The sequence below is a fragment of the Achromobacter veterisilvae genome, assembly GCF_900496975.1.
Lineage (GTDB): Bacteria > Pseudomonadota > Gammaproteobacteria > Burkholderiales > Burkholderiaceae_B > Achromobacter > Achromobacter veterisilvae.
In genome coordinates this window covers 125,079-145,728 of the sequence record NZ_UFQC01000007.1, presented here as the reverse complement: position 1 = coordinate 145,728, position 20,650 = coordinate 125,079, and the positions used below count along the sequence as shown (strand labels likewise).

Here is a 20,650-nt window from a genome sequence, read left to right as displayed (position 1 = left end):
GCCTGCCGGGGTCAGTGCCAGAGCAGGGCGTTCATGGCCTCGACCAGCCGGTTGCGGTAGCGCGGCAGTTGGGCTTGCACGCGCGCCTGCCGTTCCTTCCATTCGCTGGATTCCGCGCCTGCCGGCACCCGCGGCGGCGCCCAGATCGGATCGGGGAAGTGGCGGTCGCCGCGCCAGCGCGGGATCACGTGCCAATGCAGGTGCGGGACCATGTTGCCCAGCGAGGCCAGGTTGATCTTGTCGGGCGCCAGGATGGCCTGCTGCGCCTCTTCCACGACGTACACGGCCCGCATCAGCAGCTCGCGCCCGTGCGTGGACAGGCTGGTCATTTCAGCCAGGTGACCGTTCCAGATCACGCGCGTGAAGCCGGGGTAGTCCGCATCTTCCACCTCGATGATGCGCAAGTGCGGCCCCCGCCACAGCAGCGTGCCGCCGTCTTCCTGGCACAGGGGACAGTTGGGGTCGCGCGCGCTCACGGCATCACCTTGCGGTACTGGATGAAGCCGGAGCGGTCGGCGATGCGGTCGTAGAGCTGGATGGCGGTGGCGTTGGTTTCATGCGTGAGCCAGTACACACGCGCGCAGTTGGCCGCGGCGGCTTGCGCGTATACGTGTTCGATCAGCTTGCGGCCGGCGCCGGTGCCGCGCACGTCCGGGGCCACGAACAGGTCCTGCAGGTAGCAGTAGTCGCCGGCGGTCCAGGTGGACCGGTGGAAGATCCAGTGCACCAGGCCGATGGCGCGGCCGCTGTCGTAGGCCAGCGCGGCGTGCATGGGTTCGGCCGCGTCCAGGAAGCGCGCCCAGGTATTGCGCGTCACGGCGTCGTCGATGTCGACGCGGTAGAAGTCCTGGTAGCCTTTCCATAGCGGCAGCCAGGCTTCGAAGTCGGCGGCGACGATGGGACGGATTTCTACGGTACTCATGGCTTGCAGCCTCCCGGGCGTTTCAGAGTTGGTCTTCCATGGCTTCGACGATATGCCGCAGCACTTGCAGTCGAGCGTAACGCTTGTCGTTGGCGGACACCAGATGCCAGGGCGCATGGGCGACGTCGGTCCGGGTCAGCATTTCGTTGGCCGCCGCCGCGTAGTCTTTCCATTTGTCGCGGTTGCGCCAGTCTTCGTCCGTGATCTTGAAGTTCTTGAACGGCGATTTCTCGCGTTCCTTGAACCGTTCCAATTGCACGTCCGCCGTGACCGCCAGCCAGAATTTCAGCACCAGCGCGCCGCTGGCCGCCAACTGTTCCTCGAAGTCGTTGATTTCGGCGTAGGCCCGGCGCCAGTTGGCGGGCGCGGCCAGCTTCTCGACGCGTTCGACCAGCACGCGGCCGTACCAGGAACGGTCGAAGATGGCGATGCGGCCGTGGCGCGGCACCTGGCGCCAGAACCGCCACAGGTAGGGGCGGGCCAGCGCTTCGCTGTTGGGCGCCGCGACGGGGGTGATGTCGAATTGGCGGGCGTCCAGCGCATGCGTCACGCGCCGGATGGCGCCGCCCTTGCCGGCCGCGTCCTGGCCTTCGAAGACCAGCACCAGGGACCGGTCCAGGAACTTCCGGGAACGCGCGGCGCGCGCCAGCCGGCCCTGCAGCAGGCCCAGTTCGGATTCGTAATCGTCTTTGTCGATCTTGGCGTCGTAGTCCAGTTGCCCCAGGCGGTCGACCACGCGCATGGGCCGGGAATGGGCCACGAACGAGGGCGGGATGCGGGGCACGCCGCGCTGGCGCATGGCGGCCAGCACCGCCTCCGCGGTGCGGGCGGCGCGCATGTTCTCGTCGGCGCTGGGGATCACGACCCAGGGCGCGTGGCCGCTGTCCGTGCGGTTCAGCACCGACTGCCCGGCGGCGCGGATGCGGTCGTATTTCTTGTAGACCTTCAGGTCGACGGGGCTGACCTGCCATGACGTTTCCGGGCTGGCCAGGAGACGCTTGGCACGCGCCTTCTGGGCGTCGGCCGACAAGTGGAACCAGAGCTTGACGATCTGCACGCCTTCGGCGGCCAGCATCGCCTCGAAGCGCCGGATCACCGCGGCCTGCGCCTCGAGGCTGTCCTGGTTGGGCTTCTTGCGCGTGGCTTCGAGGATCAGCGGCGCGTACCAGGAACCGAACACGATGCCGGTGCTGCCCTTGGGCGGCAGGTCCTTCCAGTAGCGCCACAGCGGCGGGCGTTCCAGCGCTTCGCCTTCGCGCGGGCCATAGGCCAGCGTCTTGATGTGGCGCGGGTCCATCCATTCGTTGAGCAGGTTGACCGTGGCGCCCTTGCCGGCGCCGTCGATCCCGGCCACGACCACCAGCAGCGTCTTCTCGGCGCTGGCAAGGCGCTGGTATTGCGCGTTCAGCAGGGCGACGCGCAGCCGCGCCTCCAGCGGTTTGAATTCTTCCTTGGAGAGGCTGGGGTCGGCTTCGGCTTCGGCGAACATGGAGAGATCCGTCTGGTCGGCAATTCTGCGATCGGACGATCTTGCGGGATAAGGGCGGGGCACGCAAGCCCGGCACATGCGGTCCGGGCGGGGGCGGCCCCGGGGGTCAGAGCGCGTCGACGGGTATCTTCAGGTAGCGCACGCCGTTGTCTTCGGCCGGCGGGAAGTGGCCCGCGCGGATGTTCACCTGGATGGCGGGCAGGATGAGGGTGGGCATGGCGAGCGTGGCGTCGCGCCGCGTGCGCATGGCGACGAAATCGTCTTCGCCGATGCCGTCGCGCACATGGATGTTGGCGCGGCGCTGTTCGGCCACCGTGGTCTGCCAGGACGCGTCGCGGCTGGCGGGCGGATAGTCGTGGCACATGTACAGCCGGGTGCCGGCGGGCAGGCTCAGCAGGCGCTGGATGGAGCGGTATAGCTGATGGGCGTCGCCGCCGGGGAAGTCGCAGCGCGCGGTGCCCACGTCGGGCATGAACAGCGTGTCGCCCACGAAGGCGGCGTCGCCGATCAGGTAGGCCATGTCGGCCGGCGTGTGCCCCGGCACGTGGAGGGCCCGCGCCGTCAGTCCGCCGATGCGGAAGGTTTCGCCGTCGGCGAACAGATGGCCGAATTGGGATCCGTCCAACTGGAACTCAGGTTCCAGGTTGAAGATCTTCTTGAACACGCCCTGCACGGTCTGGATGCTTTGACCGATGGCGATGACTCCGCCCAACTGCCGCTGCAGGTAGGGCGCGGCCGACAGGTGGTCGGCGTGGGCGTGGGTTTCCAGCAGCCATTCGGTCTTCAAGCCATGCTGGCGCACGTAGTCGGCCACGCGGTCGGCGCTGCCGGTGCCGCTGCGGCCGGACTTGGGGTCGTAGTCCAGGACCGAATCGATGATGGCGCAAGCGCCGCCCGGCGCCGGTTCATGGACCACGTAGGTGATCGTGGCGGTGACGGGATCGAAAAAGCCTTGGATCTGGGGGGACATGGACGCTCGCCTGGCGGCGCATCGCTGCGCGCTCAAAACAATATATATATTTCAATAATATTGTTGAATATTCTATTGGTCAATATAATGATCAATCTTTCCTAGGCTGATCGATGCTGCCCAAATGAACGAAGTCCTGACCGAGTGCGAGGCCGCCGTCCTGCGCGAATCCGCCTCCCAGGCCTGCGCCCTGCTCAAGGCGCTGGCCAACGAAGACCGCCTGCTGCTGCTTTGCCAACTGGTGCAGAACGAACGCAACGTGGGTGAACTCGAAGCCCTGACCGGCATCCGCCAGCCGACGCTGTCCCAGCAGTTGGGGGTGTTGCGCGATGAAGGGCTGGTGGCGACGCGGCGCGAGGGCAAGTACGTCTACTACCAGATGGCCAGCTTCGAGGTCAGCCAGGTCATGAAGACGCTATCGAGTTTGTACTGCGGCCGCGCGATGGAGTCACTCAAGTGAATCTGGACTGGTCCGCCTTCACTCCCGCGCCGTCCGCCCTGGGCGGCTTGTTGATCGGCGCGGCGGCCGTGCTGCTGATGGCCGGCGCGGGCCGCATCGCGGGCATCAGCGGCATCCTGGGCGGCCTGTGGCCGATGGAGCGCGGCGGTTCGTGGCGGCCGGCCTTTCTGCTGGGTCTGTTCGCGGCGCCCTGGCTGTACCGCATCGGCGCCGCGCTGCCCGTCATCGCGGTCGAGGCCGGCACGGCCCGCCTGATCGCCGCGGGCCTGCTGGTGGGCATCGGCACGCGCTATGCATCGGGCTGCACCAGCGGCCACGGTGTCTGCGGCGTGGCGCGCGGCTCGCCCCGCTCGCTGGCGGCGACGGCGCTGTTCATGGCCGCGGGCTTCGGCGTCGTCTACGCCATGCGGCATCTGGCGGCGGGCTGACATGAACGCATTGTTCGCCTTCGCGTCGGGCCTGGTGTTCGGGTTGGGGCTGATCGTCTCCGGCATGGCCAACCCAGCCAAGGTGCTGGGCTTCCTGGACCTCGCCGGCGACTGGGATCCGTCGCTCGCGTTCGTGATGGGGGGCGCCGTGCTGGCCGCGTCCGCGGGTTTCGCCGTGTTGCGGCGGCGCCGAACCAGCCTGTCGGGCGAGCCTTTGCGCTGGCCTGCCGCGGCCGGCATCGACGCGCGCCTGGCGCTCGGCAGCCTGGCGTTCGGCGCCGGTTGGGGGCTGGCCGGCTTCTGCCCGGGCCCGGCGCTGGTGGCGGCGTCCGCCGGCGTGTCCCAGGCGCTGGTGTTCGTGGCCGCCATGCTTGCCGGCATGGCGGTATTTTCAATCCTGGAAAGAGCCAGAAGCCGGTAGGCCGGCCCGCGGGCACGCACGCGCGTGGAACAAGGCCGACGCGGTCTCGACGCGGCGGGCGGCCGCGACGTTCATTCGTAGGTGCGCACGTCGTCGATGACCTTGCCGTCGTTCGGCAGGCTGCCGGCGTCCACCCATTCCACGTCGCTGCGCAGTTTGGTCACGTCGCGCACCGATTCCGCGATGCGCTTGGCAAGTTCGTCGCTGCGCGCCTGCGATTCCACCTTGAGCACCATGCGGTCCGAGCCCATGCTGCCGCTGATCACCAGCCGCGCGCGCAGGATTTCCGGATGGCGGCGCGCCACGTCGGCGACCTGCGACGGATGCACGAACATGCCGCGCACCTTGGTGGTCTGGTCCGCGCGCCCCATCCAGCCCTTGATGCGGGTATTGGTGCGCCCGCAGGGCGAGAGGCCGGGCATGACGGCCGACAGGTCGCCGGTGCCGAAGCGCACCAGCGGGTAGTCCGGATTCAGGGTGGTGACCACGACTTCGCCGACTTCTCCGTCCGGCACGGGTTCGCCGGTGCCGGGCCGGACGATTTCGACGATGATGTCCTCGCCCAGCACCAGCCCCTCGCGGGCGGGCGTTTCGAAGGCCACCATGCCGAGGTCGGCGCTGCCGTAGGCCTGGTAGCCTTCGATGCCGCGCGCGGCAAGCCAGTCGCGCAGGGACGGCGGGAAGGCTTCGCCGGACACCAGCGCGCGGCGCAGCGAATCCAGTTTCACGCCCAGTTCGTCGGCCTTCTCCAGGATGATCTTCAGGAAGCTGGGCGTGCCCGTGTAGCCGGTGGGCGCCAGGTCCTGGATGGCGCGGACCTGCTGCTCGGTCTGTCCGGTGCCGCCCGGGAACACGGTGCATCCGACGGCGTGCGCGGCAGTCTCCATCATGGAGCCGGCGGGCGTGAAGTGGTAGGAAAAGCAGTTGTAGGCCAGTTCGCCGGCGCGGAAACCCGCCGCGTGCAGCGCGCGGGCGAAGCGCCAGTAGTCGGCGCGCGCGCTTTCCGGTTCATAGATGGGGCCCGGAGAGGCGAAGACGCGCATCGCCTCTCCCCAGCCGATGGCCGAGAAGCCGCCGAACGCCTTGCGCGGCCCGGCGGGCGCGGCGGCGTCGTCGCGGCTGTGCTGCTGCCGTTCCAGCAGTTCATGCTTGCGCAGCACGGGCAGGCGCGCCAGGGCCTCGCGGGACGCGATGGCCGCGGGGTCGATGCCGCGCAATTGCTCGGCGATGGCCGGCGCGCGGGCCATCGCCCGGGCGATCGCGCCGGGCAGGGCGGCCATCAGGTCGCGCTCGCGCTGCTCGGGCGCGCGGGTTTCCAGAACATCGAAAAACTCGGACATGGGATCGCACCCTCTCGTGTGCCGTACTGCGGTGTCGTTGCCGGCGGCAGGCCGGACCGCGCCGGCTTCGCCGCTCCAGGAATCAGGCCAGCCAGCGTTTGCGGCGGCGGTAGAACTTGTTGTCGCGGAAACTCTTGCGTTCGCCGCTGGAAATGCCCAGGTAGAACTCCTTCACGTCCTCGTTCTCGGCGAGGTCCGAGGCCGCGCCGTCCATCATCACGCGCCCGTTTTCCAGGATGTAGCCGTAGTCGGCATAGCGCAGCGCGATGTTGGTGTTCTGCTCCGCTAGCAGGAAGCTGACGCGTTCGCGCTGGTTCAGGTCGCGCACGATCTCGAAGATCTCCTCGACGATCTGCGGCGCCAGCCCCATGGAGGGTTCGTCCAGCAGGATCATGTTGGGATTGGCCATCAGCGCGCGGCCGATGGCGGTCATCTGCTGCTCGCCGCCCGAGGTGTAGCCGGCCTGGCTGGTCCGGCGCTGCTTCAGGCGCGGAAAGTACTGGTAGACCCGGTCCAGGGCCGAGGCGGTGTCGCCGCGGCCCATGTTGCGCGTATAGGCGCCGGTCAGCAGGTTTTCCTCGATGGTCAGGTGCGCGAAACAATGGCGCCCTTCCATCACCTGCACCACGCCGCGCTTGACCAGTTCGGCGGGCGACAGCCTTTCGATGCGCTGGTCGCGGTACTGGATGTAGCCCTTGGTCACGTCGCCGCGCTCGCCCTTGAGCAGGTTCGAGATGGCGCGCAGCGTGGTGGTCTTGCCGGCGCCGTTGGCGCCCAGCAGCGCCACGATCTTTCCTTCCGGAACTTGCAGGGACACGCCCTTGAGCACGAGGATCACGTGGTTGTAGATCACCTCGATGCCGTTCACGTCGAGCAGCACCTTGGGCGTGTCCGCGGCGGCGGCGGTAGTAGTGGCGGTCATGATCGTTCCTGCTGCGTGGTGGCGACCGGCCCCCTGGGCCGATCGCCGGTTCATATCAACATCCTTGGCTCGCCTACGGCACCCGCGCCGCATGCAGCCGACGCTCCCCAAGCGGGGCCGCGGCGGATCCGGCTACGCCGGTCCCCAGCGGCGCCCCCCTGGGGGGGAAGCGCCAAAGGCGCTTCGGGGGGATCAATTGCACGTTCGAGGAGTGATGTTCTTCTCCTTCGCGTACTTGGCCGCGGCTTCCTTGACCATGGGATCGAGAATGGTCTTGTCCGACTGGTACCAGTCGGAGGCGACCTTGAACTTCGCGCCGTCCCACTGCACGATGCGGGCCCAGTCGTCGCCCATGTGGTTGCCGCAAGCCGTCTTGACCGGGCGCATGATCTGGCCGAAGCCCAGCTTGTCCAGCTTCTCCTGGGTCAGGTCCAGGTTTTCGAAGCCCCAGCGCACTTGCTCCGGCGTCAGCGCCTTGCCCTTGCCGAACTTTTCCTGCGCGGTGCGGATCGCTTCCACCTGCAGCATCGAGATCATCAGGCCGCGGGTATAGGCGACGGTGCCCAGCGTGGTCTTGCCCGTCTTGTCCGCGCCCTGGCCCTTGTCGTAGACGAACTTCTTCAGGTCGTCGTAGACCTTGTCGTGCTCGGCGCCGCTGTTGTGCACGGTGATGGCGTTGTAGCCCTTGGCGACGTCGCCAAGGTCTTTCACGTCGCCTTCGGAGCCGGCCCACCAGATGGCGTACATCTTGTCTCGCGGATAGCCGCTGGCCTGCGCTTCGCGGACGGCGGTGGGCGTCATGATGCCCGCGCTCCACAGCAGCACGTAGGCCGGGCGCGCCTGGCGGATCTGCAGCCAGGTGGACTTCTGTTCGACGCCGGGGGCGGTCACGGGATACAGCAGCAGCTCGAAGCCTTCCTTGGCCGCGCGCTTCTGCAGCAGCGGGATGGGCTCCTTGCCATAAGGCGAGTCGTGGTAGACCAGGGCGATCTTCTTGCCCTTGAGCTTGTCCATGCCGCCTTCTTTCTTGGCGATGTCCTGGATCATCACGTCGGCCGCGGTCCAGTACGTGCCGAGCAACGGGAAGTTCCATTCGAACACGCTGCCGTCGACCGATTGGGACAGGCCGTAGCCCATCGTCTCGACCGGCACCTTGTCGACCATGGCCTTGTCGCTGACGGCGAAGGTGATGCCGGTGGACTGGGTGTCGAAGCCCGATGCGCCGGTGCCCTTGCCCTTCAGGCGTTCGTAGCATTCCACGCCGCGGTCGGTGGCGTAGGCGGTTTCGCATTCCTCGTACGTGATCTTGACGCCGTTGACGCCGCCATCGCGTTCGTTGACCAGCTTCAGGTAGTCCAGCTTGCCATCTGCCCAGGGGATGCCCAGGGGAGCGAAGGATCCGGTGCGGTACACCAGCAACGGAACGAACTGCTCTTCGGCCGCCATCGCCGGCGTGGCCACGGCGCCGGCGGCGCCCGCTGCGGCCACCAGGGCTGCCGCCAACTTCAGGTTAAGACGCTTCATCTCCATTTACCTCCTGCGTGGTGCTTGGGTCTATAAACCCTGGGACACCGGGATTGGCCCGGTCTTGAGCCGGGTATTCAGGGCGGATCCGGAACGCTCGTGCCGCTCCGGACCGCGGAAATCAATGCGAAATCAGTGAGGGAACGGCCAGATGCGGAGCTTCTCCTTGCCGATGCTCCACAGCCTGGCCAGCCCATGCGGTTCGGCGATCAGGAAGAACACGATCAGCGCGCCGAACACCATGTGTTCCACGTGCGCCGCCGTGTCCACCGACAGCGGCAGCCCCAGCATGTGCGGAATGTTGGTGAGCGCCACCGGCACCAGCACGATGAAGGCCGCGCCGAAGAAGCTGCCGATGATCGATCCCAGGCCGCCGATGATCACCATGAACAACAACTGGAACGAACGCGTCAGGTCGAACGCCAGCGGTTCCCAGGAGCCCAGGTGGATGTAGCCCCACAAGGCGCCGGCGACGCCGACGATGAACGAGCTGACCGCGAATGCCGTCAGTTTGGCGTACATGGGGCGGATGCCGATGACGGAGGCCGCCACGTCCATGTCGCGGATCGCCATCCACTGGCGGCCGATCGCGCCGCGCACCAGGTTCTTGGCCAGGAGGCTGAACACCACCACCAGGATCAGCACGAACAGGTACTTTTCCAGGGCGCTCTGGACGGGCAGGCCGAAGGCGGTCAGCGGCGGCACCGACACGCTGCCGGACGAGGAGTAGTTCGTGAAGAAGGGGATGCGCAGGAACGCCCAGTCCACGAAGAACTGCGCGGCCAGCGTGGCCACCGCCAGGTACAGGCCCCGTATCCGCAGGCTGGGAATGCCGAATATCACGCCGACGATGGTGGCGAAGAAGCCGCCCAGCAGGATCTGGACGATCAGCGGCATGCCGGGAAAGCGCACGCCGAAGTTCCAGGCCGCGTAGGCGCCGACGGCCATGAAGGCGCCTGTGCCCAGCGAGATCTGGCCGCAATAGCCCACCAGGATGTTCAGGCCCACGGCGGCCAGCGCCAGGATCAGGAAGGGGATCAGGATGGCGCGCAGCAGGTAGTCGCTGGCCATCGCCGGGATGGCGACGAACGCCACCGCCAGCAGCAGCCAGATGAAGATGCGGTCCTGGCGGATCGGGAAGATCTGCTGGTCAGCGCGATAGCTGGTCTTGAATTGGCCGTTTTCGCGATAGAACATGTTTTATTCCTCAGACCCGGTCGATGATCTTCTCGCCGAACAGCCCTTGCGGACGGAACAGCAGGAACACCAGCGCCAGCACATAGGCGAACCAGATTTCGATACCGCCGCCCACGAGCGACCCCAGGTAGACCTCGGACAGTTTTTCCCCGACGCCGATGATCAGGCCGCCCAGGATGGCGCCCGGCACCGAGGTCAGGCCGCCCAGGATCACCACCGGCAGCGCCCGCAGCGCCGCGGTGGACAGCGTGAACTGCACGCCGAACTTCGACCCCCAGATGATGCCGGCCACCAGCGCCACCAGGCCCGCCACGCTCCAGACGATCACCCAGATCCGGTTGAGCGGGATGCCGATGGATTGCGCGGCCTGGTGGTCGTCGGCCACCGCGCGCAGGGCGCGGCCGGTCGAGGTGTACTGGAAGAAGAGGGCCAGCGCCGCCACCAGCAGGGCGGCGATGACCGCCGCGGTCAGGTCCTCCAGGTTGATCAGCAGCCCGCCTTCGAAGACGGACTCCAGGATCATCAGCGGATCCTTGGGCATGCCCACGTTGATGGAATACACCGAACTGCCGAACGTGATCTGGCCCAGGCCGTCCAGGAAGTAGCTGATGCCCAGCGTGGCCATCAGCAAGGTGGTGGCCTCCTGGTTGACCAGGTGGCGCAGCACGAACCGTTCGATGGCGACCGCCAGCACGAACATCACGGCCGCGCTGACGATGAACGCCAGCACGTTGGCCAGGATCATGTTGTCGAAGCCGAACCAGCGCGGCAGCCACTCCGAGAAGCGCGCCATGGACAGCGCGGCCACCAGCACCATCGCGCCCTGCGCGAAGTTGAAGACGCCGGACGCCTTGAAGATCAGGACGAAGCCCAGGCCGATCAGGGCATACAGCATGCCGCTCATCAGGCCGCCGAATAAGGTCTCTAGAAAAAATCCCATGTCTGTCCGCCTTAGTGCGACACGCCTAGATAGGCTTTTACGACGTCTTCGTTGGCGCGGACTTCGTCCGGCTTGCCGTCGCCGATCTTCTTGCCGTAGTCCAGCACCACCACGCGGTCGGAGATGTCCATGACCACGCCCATGTCGTGCTCGATCAGCACGATGGTGGTTCCGAATTCGTCGTTCACATCCAGGATGAAGCGGCTCATGTCCTGCTTCTCTTCGATGTTCATGCCCGCCATCGGCTCGTCCAGCAGCAGCAGGCGCGGCTCCATCGCCAGCGCGCGGCCCAGGTCCACGCGCTTTTGCAGGCCGTAGGGCAGGCGGCCGACCGGCGTTTTGCGATAGGCCTGGATCTCCAGGAAGTCGATGATGTTCTCGACGAATTCGCGATGTTGGATCTCTTCGCGCTCGGCCCGGCCCAGGCGGAACGCCTGCGACAGCAGCCCGCATTTCATGCGCAGGTTGCGGCCGGTCATGATGTTGTCCAGCACGCTCATGCCCTTGAACAGCGCCAGGTTCTGGAACGTGCGCGCGATGCCCATCTCGGCGGCGCGGCGGGGGTTCATGCGCGAGAAGCGCTCGCCGCGGAATGCGATGCCGCCTTGCTGGGGCGTATAGACCCCGTTGATGACGTTGAGCATCGAGCTCTTGCCCGCGCCGTTGGGGCCGATGATGGCGCGGATCTCGTGTTCGCGCACGTTGAAGGAAATATCCGTCAGCGCCTTGACGCCGCCGAAGGACAGCGAAATGTTCTGCATGTCCAGCATGACGTCGCCGATGCGCTGGTCGCGGTCGTTGTGGCTCATGGTCTCTACGCGGCTCGGGCGGTTATGGCGGGAAACGTCTTTACCGGTCGGATCTTCAGGTCCGCCGAAATCTTGCCGGTGCGTCCGTCTTCGAATTTCACTTCGGTCTCGATGTACTGCGATTGCTTTCCGCCGTAGAGGGCGTCGATCAGCACACCGTACTTCTGCGCGATGAAGGCGCGGCGCACCTTGCGGGTGCGGGTCAGCTCGTCGTCGTCGGGATCGAGTTCCTTGTGCAGGATCAGGAAGCGGCTGATCTGCGAGGCCGACAGCTTGGGATCCGTGGCCAGGTCGGCGTTGACCTGCTCCACGCATTCCGCGATCAGTTGGTAGACCTCGTCCTTGGAGGCGAGGTCGGTATAGCCGGCGTAGGGCATGCCGCGCCGCTCGGCCCAGTTGCCCACCGCTTCCAGGTCGATGTTGATGAAGGCGCACACGTCGTCGCGGTCGGCGCCGAAGGCGACCGCTTCCTTGATGTGCTGGAAGAACTTGAGCTTGTTCTCGATGTACTTCGGCGCGAACAGGCTGCCGTTGGCGAGCTTGCCCACGTCCTTGGCGCGGTCGATGATCTTCAGTTGGCCGTCGGTGTCGAGATAGCCCGCGTCGCCCGTATGGAACCAGCCGTCGGCGCTGCGCGCCTCGGCAGTCGCTTCGGGGTTGCGGTAGTACTCCTTGAAAAGACCGGGGCTCTTGACCAGGATCTCGCCGTTGTCGGCCACGCGGATCTCCACGCCCTCGACGGGCGGGCCCACGGTGTCGTCGCGCACGTGGCCGTCCGGCTGAACGCAAACGAACACGGAGGTTTCGGTGGAACCGTACAGTTGCTTCAGGTTGATGCCGATCGAGCGGTAGAACACGAACAGGTCGGGCCCGATGGCCTCGCCCGCCGTATAGGCCACCCGCACCCGGCTCATGCCCAGCGCATTGCGCAGCGGGCCGTAGATCAGCGCGTTGCCCAGCGCGTAGCGCAGGCGGTCCCAGGCGCCGACCGATTCGCCGTCCAGGATCTTCGTGCCGACGCGGCGCGCCAGTTTCATGCAGCCGGCAAACAGCTTGCGCTTGATGAATCCCGCGTCTTCCATGCGGATCATCACGTGGGTCAGCAGGCCTTCCAGCACGCGCGGCGGCGCGAAGTAATAGGTGGGGCCGATGTCGCGCATGTCGATCGCCACGGTGTCGGGCGATTCGGGATGGTTCACGGTGAAGCCGGTGACCAGCAACTGCGTGTACGAGAACATGTTCTGGCCGATCCAGGCGGGCGGCAGGTAGGCCAGCACGTCTTCCCGGTCGGTGAGGTTTTCCAGTTCGGACACGGCACGCGCGCGGTCGATCAGCGCGTGGTGCGTCAGCACGACGCCCTTGGGCTTGCCGGTCGTGCCCGACGTATAGAACATGGCGGCCGCGTCCTGCGGCTGCACGGCGGCGATGGCGCCATCCAGGAAGCCGGGGTGCTGCGCGGCGTATTCGGCGCCCAGCTCTTCCAGCTTTTCATAGGACATCAGCATCGCGTCGGTGTAGTGGCGCAGGCCGCGCGGATCGTCGAACACCACGCGCTTCAGGGCGGGGCATTGTTCGCTGATCTCGAGCATCTTGTCGACCTGTTCCTGGTCCTCGACGATGGCCACGCTGATCTCGGCATCCTGCAGCACGTAGACCATTTCCTGGGCGACGGCGTCCTGGTAGAGCGGCACGGGAATCGCGCCCAGCGATTGCGCGGCCATCATGGCCATGTACAGGCGGGGACGGTTCTCGCCGACCACGGCCACGTGCATGCCGGGCTGGATGCCCAGCGCGGCCAGGCCGTGGGCGACGTGGCGGACGTGCTCCGCGACTTCGGACCACGTAAGGGTTTGCCAGATCCCCAGATCTTTCTCGCGTATCGCGGGCCGCGACCCACGAACCTTGGCATGCGTGAACAGCAGCGCCGGAAAGGTGTCCGACGCAGCCGGCATCCGTGCGGATGCGGGCGATGTATGTGCCACGTTGTCTCCTCCGGTTTGGGCGCTTCGGGCCAGGAGTCCGCGCGGGCGGCGATGGCGATGAGGTGCTTGACCAGTTGGTTTTAGATTTACGGCAGGAGTTAAGGTATAAGGTTGGGTTGCTACCAACTGTCACCATCGCGACATTCAAGGACCTTTTAGGGTATTCCCGATGCAGCTATCCGATTCCCTGCAACTTGCCGCGGCCTGGTTTCGCGTGCTCGACCGCGAACAGCAAATGCGCGTCGAGCGGGACCTCACCGTGCAGCAGGTGGCCGCCGGATCGATCATAGAGCGCAAAGGCGAACTCGCACAGGCTTGGATCGGCGTGCTGGCCGGGCTGGTCAAAGTATCGGTGGGCAACGCCGAAGGCAAAGTGGCGTCGCTGACCGGCGTGCCCGCCGGCGGATGGATCGGCGAGGGGTCGCTGCTCAAGAGCGAAATCCGCAAGTACGACATCGTGGCATTGCGGGATTCCGTGGTGGCGCGCCTGCCCAGCGCCACCTTCGACTGGCTGCTGGACACCAGCATCCCGTTCAACCGCTATCTGCTCCACCAATTGAACGAGCGCGTGGCGCAGTTCATCGGCAAGGCGGAGTACGACCGTCTGCTGGACCCGGATGCGCGCGTGGCCCGCTGTCTGGCCGAGCTGTTCAATCCTTTGCTGTATCCCGGCATGGGCATGCGCCTGACGATTACGCAGGAAGAAGTCGGCTATCTGGCCCGGGTGTCGCGCCAGCGGGCCAACCAGGCGCTGCGCAAGCTGGAAGAAGCCGGATTGCTGAACGTGGAGTACGGCGCGGTCCGGGTGCTGGACCTGGAAGGGCTGAAGCAATACGGGTCGGATCGCGCCACGGGAGAAGGGGAGCAGGCGGGCGCCTAGCGCGTGCCGTGCCGAAAAAAAAGCTTGACGATAAATAGTGCGCTATTTAATATTGCGCAATGAAATCCAGATCCAAACCCAAAGGCGCTTTCAACCCGCTGCTGCTGGACAGCCAGCTTTGCTTCGCCCTGTACTCGACCTCGCTGGCGATGAACAAGGTGTACCGCAAGCTGCTGCGCGGCCTGGACTTGACCTATCCGCAGTATCTGGTGATGCTGGTGCTGTGGGAAGGCGACGAAATCACGGTGACGGACATCGGCGAGCGCCTGTTCCTGGATTCGGCCACGCTGACGCCGTTGCTCAAGCGCCTGGAAGCGGCCGGACTGGTGACGCGGCAGCGCGCCCAGGACGACGAGCGCCAGGTGATCGTGGCCTTGACCCGGCAGGGGCGCGATTTGCGCGGCAAGGCGCAGGCCGTGCCGCAGGCCGTCGCCACGGCCGCGCAATGCACGCTGGACGAGGCGCAGGACACCATGAAGGCCCTGCACGCGCTGCGCGAGAAGCTGGTCGCCAGTCTTTGAGGCGGACGTTGGCGCCTGCCATCGTCCGGTCATTTAAGTAGTGCACGATATAGTTGTGTACTACTTTGTTGGTAAGGCCGAAACGGGAAGGATCCCGCCAGGCCCGGCAGTTCCCCTTTATCTTTCCAAGGAAACGCATCATGTCTATCGAAAAAGTGCTGTACCGCGCCCACGCGCATGTCACCGGCGGCCGTGAAGGCACGGGCGCCACCGACGACGGCAACCTGAACGTCAAGCTGACCACGCCCAAGGAACTGGGCGGCGCCGGCGCGGCCGGCACCAACCCCGAGCAGTTGTTTGCCGTGGGCTACTCGGCGTGCTTCATGGGCGCCATGAAGTTCGTCGCAGGCCGCGACAAGATCGCCATGCCGACGAATGCGGCGATCGACGGTTCGGTGGGCATCGGCCCCATTCCGACCGGCTTCGGCATCGAAGTGGAACTGAAGATCTCGCTGCCGGGCATGGAGCGCGCCGAGGCCGAAAAACTGGTCGCGGCCGCGCATATCGTATGCCCGTACTCGAACGCGACGCGCGGCAACATCGATGTGACGTTGACGATAGTCTGAGGGGCGGCTTCGGTGTCAGGCGCCTGCGGAGCGCCCGTTCCAGTGTCTGACACCGGTACGGGATGCGGCTCTAAGTGTCTGACACCCGTACGAGACGTTCTCCATCTTGCTCCGACGCTGCCCGGGTGTCTGACACCAACGAAAGCATGCAACGCGTGGGTGTCTGACACCCGGGAAGTTCCGCCTCAGACGGACGGCCAACTCGTACGGGTGTCAGACACTTGCTCCGGCGACGGGTGTCTGACACCTGCTTATTGCCGGTTGCCTTCAGTGCGATCCGCCCAGATACGCCGCGACCACGGCGGGATCGTGCTTCAGCTTATCCGCGCTGCCATGCACGGAAATCCGGCCGTTCTCCAGCACGTATCCATAATCCGCCACGTTCAGCGCGGCGGCCGCGAACTGCTCCACCAGCAGCATCGTGACCCCTTCGTCCTTCAGCCGCGCGATGATCCTGAACACTTCTTCCACCAGGATCGGCGCCAGGCCCATCGACGGCTCGTCCAGCAGCACCAGTTCAGGATTCAGCATCACGGCGCGGGCCATGGCCAGCATCTGCTGTTCGCCGCCGGACAGCGTGCCGGCCAATTGGTCGCGGCGTTCCTTCAGGCGCGGGAACAGGTCCATGGCGCGGCCCAGGTCGGCCTGCACGTCGCCTTTGGGCCGGCTGCCCGTCAGGCGCGGAAAGGCGCCCAGCAGCAGGTTGTCGGTCACCGACAGGGTCGGGAACACCCGCCGTCCCTCGGGCGAGTGCGCCAGCCCCAGCCGCGCGATGCGGTGGGATTCGAGCCCGTCTATGCGCTTGCCGCCCAGCGTGATCTCGCCCGCGGTGGGGCGGATCATGCCCGACAGCGCCCGCATGGTGGTGGTCTTGCCGGCGCCGTTGGAGCCGATCAGCGTCACCACCTTGGCCTTGGGCACCTCCATGCTGATACCGTGCAGCACTTTGACTTTGCCGTAGCCCGCTTCCAGATTCTTGATCGATAGCATCTTGTCGTCCCCTTGGCGTCAGGCGGGCGCGCCGCCCAGATACGCCTCGATGACCTTGGCGTTGCTTTGCACTTCGTTGGGCAGGCCCTCGGCGATCTTCTGGCCGAAGTCCAGCACCGACACGGTGTCGCAGACCCCCATCACCACGTCCATGTGGTGCTCGATGAGAATCAGCGTGATGCCGTGGTCGCGCACCTTGCGGATGATGGCCAGCAGCTCGACGATGTCGGGCGCGGTCAGGCCGGCCGCGGGTTCGTCCAGCAACAGCAGTTGCGGGTCCAGGGCCAGGGCGCGGGCGATTTCAAGCAGCCGCTGCTTGCCGTAGGGCAGGTTGCGGGCTTCTTCGCTGGCCAGCGATTCCAGGCCCACGAATTCCAGCAGCGCCATGGCGCGCGCGCGGGCGCCCTGTTCCTCGCCCTTCCACTTGGGCGTGCGCAGCGCGATGCCGGCCAGCCCCGTGGTGAAGGTGTGGTGCAGGCCGACCAGCACGTTCTCCAGCGCGGTCATTTCGCCGAAGAGCTGCACGTTCTGGAAGGTCCGCGCAATGCCCGCCTCGGCGATGTCCGCCGGCGCCAGGCCCACCAGCGACTTGCCCGAGAACTCCACCGCGCCGGCGGTCGGCACGTAGATGCCCGTCAGCACGTTCATCATGGTGCTCTTGCCGGAGCCGTTGGGTCCGATCAGGCCATGGATGGTGCCGCGCTTCACGGTCAGGTCCACCTCGTTCAACGCCTTCAGGCCGCCGAACTGCATCAGCACGCCCTTGGCCGCCAGCAGGGTCTCGCCCTTGCCCTTGGCCGCGTCGGGCACCGCCTCCTGCGCCTTCACCAGGTCCGACTTGACCGCGAGCGCGGTGCGGCGGCTGGAGAAGAACAGGTTGCGCACGAAACCCACGATGCCGTCGGGCAGGTAGTACACGACGAAGAGGATCATGACCCCGAAGATCGTCAGGCGCCAGTCGGTCACGGCTTCCAGCCAGAACGAGAAGATCGCCAGGAGGATGGTGCCGACGACGGGCACGGCGACCCGGCGGGGGTCGGCGCGGCCCTTGGACACGGCGACCGCGCTGCCCGCCGTCACCAGGATTGCCACGCCCAGCGCGATCAGCCTGAAAGTCGAAATGTCGTCCAGCATCTTGGGCAGCAGCACGATGATGGAGGCGCCCAGCAGCGCGCCCGTGCGGCTCTTGCGCCCGCCCATGATGATGGCCAGCAGGAACAGGATGGTCAGTTCGAAGTTGTAGGTATTGGGCGAGATGTACTGTTCCGAGTACGAATACAGCGCGCCCGCCAGGCCGGCGAAGCCGGCGCTGATGACGAAGGCGAACACCTTGTGCCGGTACACCGACACGCCCATGCAGTCCGACGCGATCGGGCTGTCGCGCAAGGCCTCGAACGAGCGTCCCAGGTGCGACTTCAGGATGCGGTGCACCACGATCAGGGAGAGCACCAGCAGCGCGCCCACCAGCCAGAAGTACTCGCTCTTGGTGAGGATGTGGCCGGCGATGGACGGCTTGTTGATCTTGATGCCCAGGGGGCCTTCGGTCAGGAAGGTCATCTCGTTGATCAGGATCTGGATGATGGTGCCGAACGCCAGCGTCACCATGGCCAGGTACGGGCCCGTGACCCGCAGCGCCGGCAGCGCCAGCACCGCCCCGAAGGCCGCGGCGATCAGGATCGCGGCCGGGAGGATGATCCAGATCGGCATCTGCAGATGGAAGAACAGCACGCCGGCCACATAGGAACCAATGCCGAACAGGCCGGCGTGGCCCAGCGAGACCTGGCCGGTGTAGCCCACCACGATATCGAGCCCGAACAGCAGGATCGCGTAGATCATGATGGTTTCGATCAGGTGCAGGTAATACGTGTTGGTGACGCCCAGCGGCACCGCGGCCAGGCAGGCCACGGCCAGGATGGAGAGCAGGAGGTGCAGGGGTTTCATCGTCACACCTTCTTGATCGCGGTCTTGCCGAACAGGCCGGCGGGTTTGAAGGTCAGGACGAGCAGCAGCAGGACCAATCCAGGCACGTCTTTGTATCCCGTGGAAAGATAGAAACCGGTGGTCGTTTCGGCGATGCCCAGGATGAGCCCGCCCACCACGACGCCCATGCCGCTGGACAGGCCGCCGATGATGGCGACCGCGAAGGCCTTCAGGCCCAGCACCGCGCCCATGGTGGCGCCGGTCAGCGTCAGCGGCGCCACCAGCACGCCGGCGAATGCGGCGGTCAGCGACGACAGGGCATAGGAAAACGTGATCACCATGCCGGTGTTGATGCCCATCAGGCCGGCGGCGTCGCGGTCGTTCGAGGTGGCGACGAAGGCCTTGCCGTAGATGGACTTGCGGTTGAAGATTTCCACCAGCAGCATCATCGCCAGCGCGCCGAACACCACCAGCAGCTCCATCGGCAGGACGTTGGCGCCCAGCACCTGGATCGGCGCTTCGGGCAGCGGCGAGGGAAAGCGCAGGTCGTCGCGGCCCCAGATGTTCTCGGCCACGTTCTTGAAGATGATGCCCAGCGCGATGGTGGCCATGATCCAGCCGAATTCGGAGCGGGTCTTGATGGCGGGCCGAACGCCCACGCGCTCGACCAGCGCGCCCTGAGCGAAGCCGAAGATGCAGACGATGGGAATCATCACCCAGTAGTTCACGCCCAGTCCGACCAGGGTGAGGCCGACCAGCGCGCCCAGCATCAGGGCTTCGCCCTGGCCGAAGTTCAGCGTGCCCGACGTGGAGAAGGTGAGCTGGTATCCGAACGCGATGACGGCATAGATCATGCCCAGCGCGATACCGCTATAGATGAGCTGTAGAAGAATCATGGTGTGTGTCTTGAAGCGCTGTGGTTCCGTCCCAACCCCCGTGGGCAGAACGCTGTTTTCAGGCGGCGGCATGCCCGCGTCCTGGCGGGCAGGACGCGGACGGCGGCGGCCGGGCAGCCGCCGCCAAGTGCGCTGCGGGACCTAGTTGGCCTTGACTACACGGCCGCCCTTGACCTCGCCGATCACCACTTCCTTCGCCGTGATCGCGTCGTGGTTGTCGTGGTTGAACGGCTTGTTGTAGGTCATCACCACGCCTTCGACGGGCGTTTGCAGGTTTTCCAGCGCTTCGCGGACCTTCGGGCCGTCGGTGGAGTTGGCCTGCTTGAAGGCGGCCGCCAGCAGGAAGATCGAGTCATAGCCCTGGGCCGCCGACACCGGAGAGTCGATGCGGTTGTTCTTGGGCTTGAACTTGGCCAGGTAGGCATCGATGAACGCCTTGCGCTTGGGCGTGTCCGGGTCCTGGATGAAGGTTTGCGGCATGCGCGCGCCTTCTCCGTTGGCGCCGGAGTTGTCGATGTAGTTGGCCATGGAGAGCGTCCAGCTACCGATGATCGGCACCTTCCAGCCCAGCTTGGTCATGCCGTTGGCGATCTGGGCCAGTTCGGGGCCGATGCCATAGGTCAGCACGGCTTCGGCGCCGGCGGACTTGGCCTTCAGCAACTGGGCCGTCATGTCGACGTCCTTGATGTTGAACTTCTCCACCGCCACGGGCTTGATGCCCTTGCTGTCCAGGGCTTTTTCCAGATCCTCGCGGCCCAGTTGGCCGTAGTTGGTGGAATCGGCCAGGATGGCGACCTTCTTGTAGCCGCGGCGCGTGATCGCTTCCTCGACGATCATCGGGGCCTGGATGCTGTCGTGCGCCGCATTGCGGAACACGTAGTTGTCCGGGTATTCGGGGGCCTTGAACTGGTGCGTGATGACGCTGCCCGTGGCCACGTTGTTGAACACCGGGATCTTGGCGTCCTGGTAGAAGCGTTGCGAGGCCAGCGCCACGCCGGTGTTGATGTAGCCGACGGTGGCCGCGACCTGTTCCTTGTTGATCAGTTCCTGGGCGATCTGCACGCCGCGCTCGTTCTTGGCTTCGTCGTCGCGTTCCACGGCGACCAGTTGCCGGCCCAGCACCCCGCCGTTCTTGTTGATTTCTTCAATGGCCAGGCGCACGCCGTCGCGCATGCTGACGCCCATGGAGGACGAGCCTCCGGTGTAGGGGCCGGCCACGCCGATCTTGATCGGGTCGGCGGCGTGGCTTGCGGCCATTGCGGCAAATGCGAGGGCTCCTGCTAGCACCTTCAAACGAAAATCCATGGATGTCTCCGTTGTAATTGGTAGAACTGCGTGGAAAACCTTATGCCTGCGCCGGGGTGTGGCGGCGCTTCTCCTGTGCTGCGTGTCGTGACTGTCTGCCCAATCGCTTACGCGAATCTGACCCGGCGGGGTTTTTCCGCGTAAATACCTAGTACGGGCGCACGGGGT

Annotated in this window: 21 protein-coding genes; 6 read left to right on the top strand and 15 right to left on the bottom strand. The window is 65.9% G+C overall.

From position 1 onward, the window contains the following. Positions 1 to 11: 11 nt before the first annotated feature. From AVE30378_RS08395 to AVE30378_RS08380, 4 genes are all read right to left on the bottom strand, one after another. A complete protein-coding gene (locus AVE30378_RS08395; protein WP_129240400.1) occupies positions 12 to 476 on the bottom strand; it encodes an HIT family protein in 465 nt (154 codons plus the stop codon). Beyond that, positions 473 to 922, bottom strand: a complete 450-nt coding sequence (locus AVE30378_RS08390) for a GNAT family N-acetyltransferase (protein ID WP_129240399.1) — start codon at positions 920 to 922, stop codon at positions 473 to 475. Before AVE30378_RS08390 ends, AVE30378_RS08395 begins: the two co-directional genes overlap by 4 nt. Positions 923 to 944: 22 nt before the next feature. Beyond that, on the bottom strand, positions 945 to 2,411 hold the full coding sequence (gene pap / locus AVE30378_RS08385; protein ID WP_129240398.1) for a polyphosphate:AMP phosphotransferase: 1,467 nt from the start codon (positions 2,409 to 2,411) through the stop codon (positions 945 to 947). Positions 2,412 to 2,517: 106 nt separating this feature from the next. Further along, positions 2,518 to 3,381 carry an MBL fold metallo-hydrolase gene (locus tag AVE30378_RS08380; protein ID WP_129240397.1) on the bottom strand — a complete coding sequence of 288 codons (864 nt, stop codon included), beginning with the start codon at positions 3,379 to 3,381 and terminating at the stop codon, positions 2,518 to 2,520. A 124-nt stretch (positions 3,382 to 3,505) separates the two neighbouring features. Between AVE30378_RS08380 and AVE30378_RS08375 the strand changes: the two genes are divergently transcribed. Genes AVE30378_RS08375 through AVE30378_RS08365 form a run of 3 tightly spaced genes read left to right on the top strand, consistent with a single transcriptional unit; the run spans position 3,506 to position 4,690 of the window. Further along, a complete protein-coding gene (locus AVE30378_RS08375; protein WP_129240396.1) occupies positions 3,506 to 3,841 on the top strand; it encodes an ArsR/SmtB family transcription factor in 336 nt (111 codons plus the stop codon). Next, entirely contained in the window at positions 3,838 to 4,269 is a 432-nt protein-coding gene (locus tag AVE30378_RS08370) for a YeeE/YedE family protein (protein ID WP_129240395.1), read from the top strand. Before AVE30378_RS08375 ends, AVE30378_RS08370 begins: the two co-directional genes overlap by 4 nt. Position 4,270: 1 nt before the next feature. Continuing rightward, entirely contained in the window at positions 4,271 to 4,690 is a 420-nt protein-coding gene (locus AVE30378_RS08365) for a DUF6691 family protein (RefSeq protein WP_129240394.1), read from the top strand. A 71-nt stretch (positions 4,691 to 4,761) separates the two neighbouring features. Here AVE30378_RS08365 and AVE30378_RS08360 read toward each other — a convergent pair whose 3' ends face one another. From AVE30378_RS08360 to AVE30378_RS08330, 7 genes are all read right to left on the bottom strand, one after another. Next, positions 4,762 to 6,030: a phenylacetate--CoA ligase family protein gene (locus tag AVE30378_RS08360; protein ID WP_129240393.1), complete on the bottom strand. Its 1,269-nt coding sequence runs from the start codon at positions 6,028 to 6,030 to the stop codon at positions 4,762 to 4,764. Positions 6,031 to 6,112: 82 nt separating this feature from the next. Then, positions 6,113 to 6,952, bottom strand: coding sequence for an ABC transporter ATP-binding protein (locus tag AVE30378_RS08355; protein WP_129240392.1), 840 nt, complete (start codon positions 6,950 to 6,952; stop codon positions 6,113 to 6,115). Between the two features lie 192 nt (positions 6,953 to 7,144). After that, positions 7,145 to 8,482: an ABC transporter substrate-binding protein gene (locus AVE30378_RS08350; protein ID WP_129240391.1), complete on the bottom strand. Its 1,338-nt coding sequence runs from the start codon at positions 8,480 to 8,482 to the stop codon at positions 7,145 to 7,147. Positions 8,483 to 8,608: 126 nt separating this feature from the next. Continuing rightward, on the bottom strand, positions 8,609 to 9,673 hold the full coding sequence (locus AVE30378_RS08345) for a branched-chain amino acid ABC transporter permease (RefSeq protein WP_129240390.1): 1,065 nt from the start codon (positions 9,671 to 9,673) through the stop codon (positions 8,609 to 8,611). 10 nt (positions 9,674 to 9,683) lie between these two features. Then, a complete protein-coding gene (locus AVE30378_RS08340; RefSeq protein ID WP_129240389.1) occupies positions 9,684 to 10,613 on the bottom strand; it encodes a branched-chain amino acid ABC transporter permease in 930 nt (309 codons plus the stop codon). Positions 10,614 to 10,624: 11 nt separating this feature from the next. Next, complete coding sequence (locus AVE30378_RS08335) at positions 10,625 to 11,422, bottom strand: ABC transporter ATP-binding protein (RefSeq protein WP_129240388.1); 798 nt, start codon at positions 11,420 to 11,422, stop codon at positions 10,625 to 10,627. Between the two features lie 5 nt (positions 11,423 to 11,427). Beyond that, positions 11,428 to 13,404: an AMP-dependent synthetase/ligase gene (locus AVE30378_RS08330; RefSeq protein ID WP_129240387.1), complete on the bottom strand. Its 1,977-nt coding sequence runs from the start codon at positions 13,402 to 13,404 to the stop codon at positions 11,428 to 11,430. 169 nt (positions 13,405 to 13,573) lie between these two features. On the opposite strand from AVE30378_RS08330, the gene AVE30378_RS08325 reads away from it, so the two are divergent. The 3 genes from AVE30378_RS08325 (at position 13,574) to AVE30378_RS08315 (ending at position 15,371) form a co-directional block, all read left to right on the top strand. Further along, on the top strand, positions 13,574 to 14,284 hold the full coding sequence (locus AVE30378_RS08325) for a Crp/Fnr family transcriptional regulator (RefSeq protein WP_129240386.1): 711 nt from the start codon (positions 13,574 to 13,576) through the stop codon (positions 14,282 to 14,284). Between the two features lie 59 nt (positions 14,285 to 14,343). Next, positions 14,344 to 14,805 carry a MarR family winged helix-turn-helix transcriptional regulator gene (locus tag AVE30378_RS08320; RefSeq protein WP_129240385.1) on the top strand — a complete coding sequence of 154 codons (462 nt, stop codon included), beginning with the start codon at positions 14,344 to 14,346 and terminating at the stop codon, positions 14,803 to 14,805. Positions 14,806 to 14,945: 140 nt separating this feature from the next. Next, positions 14,946 to 15,371: an organic hydroperoxide resistance protein gene (locus AVE30378_RS08315; protein ID WP_129240384.1), complete on the top strand. Its 426-nt coding sequence runs from the start codon at positions 14,946 to 14,948 to the stop codon at positions 15,369 to 15,371. Between the two features lie 267 nt (positions 15,372 to 15,638). Here AVE30378_RS08315 and AVE30378_RS08310 read toward each other — a convergent pair whose 3' ends face one another. From AVE30378_RS08310 to AVE30378_RS08295, 4 genes are all read right to left on the bottom strand, one after another. Continuing rightward, on the bottom strand, positions 15,639 to 16,361 hold the full coding sequence (locus AVE30378_RS08310; RefSeq protein ID WP_129240383.1) for an ABC transporter ATP-binding protein: 723 nt from the start codon (positions 16,359 to 16,361) through the stop codon (positions 15,639 to 15,641). Between the two features lie 18 nt (positions 16,362 to 16,379). After that, positions 16,380 to 18,302: a branched-chain amino acid ABC transporter ATP-binding protein/permease gene (locus tag AVE30378_RS08305; RefSeq protein ID WP_129240382.1), complete on the bottom strand. Its 1,923-nt coding sequence runs from the start codon at positions 18,300 to 18,302 to the stop codon at positions 16,380 to 16,382. Positions 18,303 to 18,304: 2 nt separating this feature from the next. After that, positions 18,305 to 19,177 carry a branched-chain amino acid ABC transporter permease gene (locus AVE30378_RS08300; protein WP_129240380.1) on the bottom strand — a complete coding sequence of 291 codons (873 nt, stop codon included), beginning with the start codon at positions 19,175 to 19,177 and terminating at the stop codon, positions 18,305 to 18,307. Positions 19,178 to 19,318: 141 nt separating this feature from the next. Continuing rightward, positions 19,319 to 20,482, bottom strand: a complete 1,164-nt coding sequence (locus AVE30378_RS08295) for an ABC transporter substrate-binding protein (protein WP_129240378.1) — start codon at positions 20,480 to 20,482, stop codon at positions 19,319 to 19,321. Between the last annotated feature and the right edge of the window lie 168 nt (positions 20,483 to 20,650).

Coding starts and splice junctions, on each gene's coding strand:
- AVE30378_RS08360 (WP_129240393.1), bottom strand. CDS start 6,030: ATGTCCGAGTTTTTCGATGTTCTGGAAACCCGCGCGCCCGAGCAGCGC.
- AVE30378_RS08315 (WP_129240384.1), top strand. CDS start 14,946: ATGTCTATCGAAAAAGTGCTGTACCGCGCCCACGCGCATGTCACCGGC.
- pap (WP_129240398.1), bottom strand. CDS start 2,411: ATGTTCGCCGAAGCCGAAGCCGACCCCAGCCTCTCCAAGGAAGAATTC.
- AVE30378_RS08340 (WP_129240389.1), bottom strand. CDS start 10,613: ATGGGATTTTTTCTAGAGACCTTATTCGGCGGCCTGATGAGCGGCATG.
- AVE30378_RS08375 (WP_129240396.1), top strand. CDS start 3,506: ATGAACGAAGTCCTGACCGAGTGCGAGGCCGCCGTCCTGCGCGAATCC.
- AVE30378_RS08320 (WP_129240385.1), top strand. CDS start 14,344: ATGAAATCCAGATCCAAACCCAAAGGCGCTTTCAACCCGCTGCTGCTG.
- AVE30378_RS08380 (WP_129240397.1), bottom strand. CDS start 3,381: ATGTCCCCCCAGATCCAAGGCTTTTTCGATCCCGTCACCGCCACGATC.
- AVE30378_RS08300 (WP_129240380.1), bottom strand. CDS start 19,177: ATGATTCTTCTACAGCTCATCTATAGCGGTATCGCGCTGGGCATGATC.
- AVE30378_RS08325 (WP_129240386.1), top strand. CDS start 13,574: ATGCAGCTATCCGATTCCCTGCAACTTGCCGCGGCCTGGTTTCGCGTG.
- AVE30378_RS08390 (WP_129240399.1), bottom strand. CDS start 922: ATGAGTACCGTAGAAATCCGTCCCATCGTCGCCGCCGACTTCGAAGCC.
- AVE30378_RS08310 (WP_129240383.1), bottom strand. CDS start 16,361: ATGCTATCGATCAAGAATCTGGAAGCGGGCTACGGCAAAGTCAAAGTG.
- AVE30378_RS08365 (WP_129240394.1), top strand. CDS start 4,271: ATGAACGCATTGTTCGCCTTCGCGTCGGGCCTGGTGTTCGGGTTGGGG.
- AVE30378_RS08345 (WP_129240390.1), bottom strand. CDS start 9,673: ATGTTCTATCGCGAAAACGGCCAATTCAAGACCAGCTATCGCGCTGAC.
- AVE30378_RS08295 (WP_129240378.1), bottom strand. CDS start 20,482: ATGGATTTTCGTTTGAAGGTGCTAGCAGGAGCCCTCGCATTTGCCGCA.
- AVE30378_RS08335 (WP_129240388.1), bottom strand. CDS start 11,422: ATGAGCCACAACGACCGCGACCAGCGCATCGGCGACGTCATGCTGGAC.
- AVE30378_RS08350 (WP_129240391.1), bottom strand. CDS start 8,482: ATGGAGATGAAGCGTCTTAACCTGAAGTTGGCGGCAGCCCTGGTGGCC.
- AVE30378_RS08305 (WP_129240382.1), bottom strand. CDS start 18,302: ATGAAACCCCTGCACCTCCTGCTCTCCATCCTGGCCGTGGCCTGCCTG.
- AVE30378_RS08355 (WP_129240392.1), bottom strand. CDS start 6,952: ATGACCGCCACTACTACCGCCGCCGCCGCGGACACGCCCAAGGTGCTG.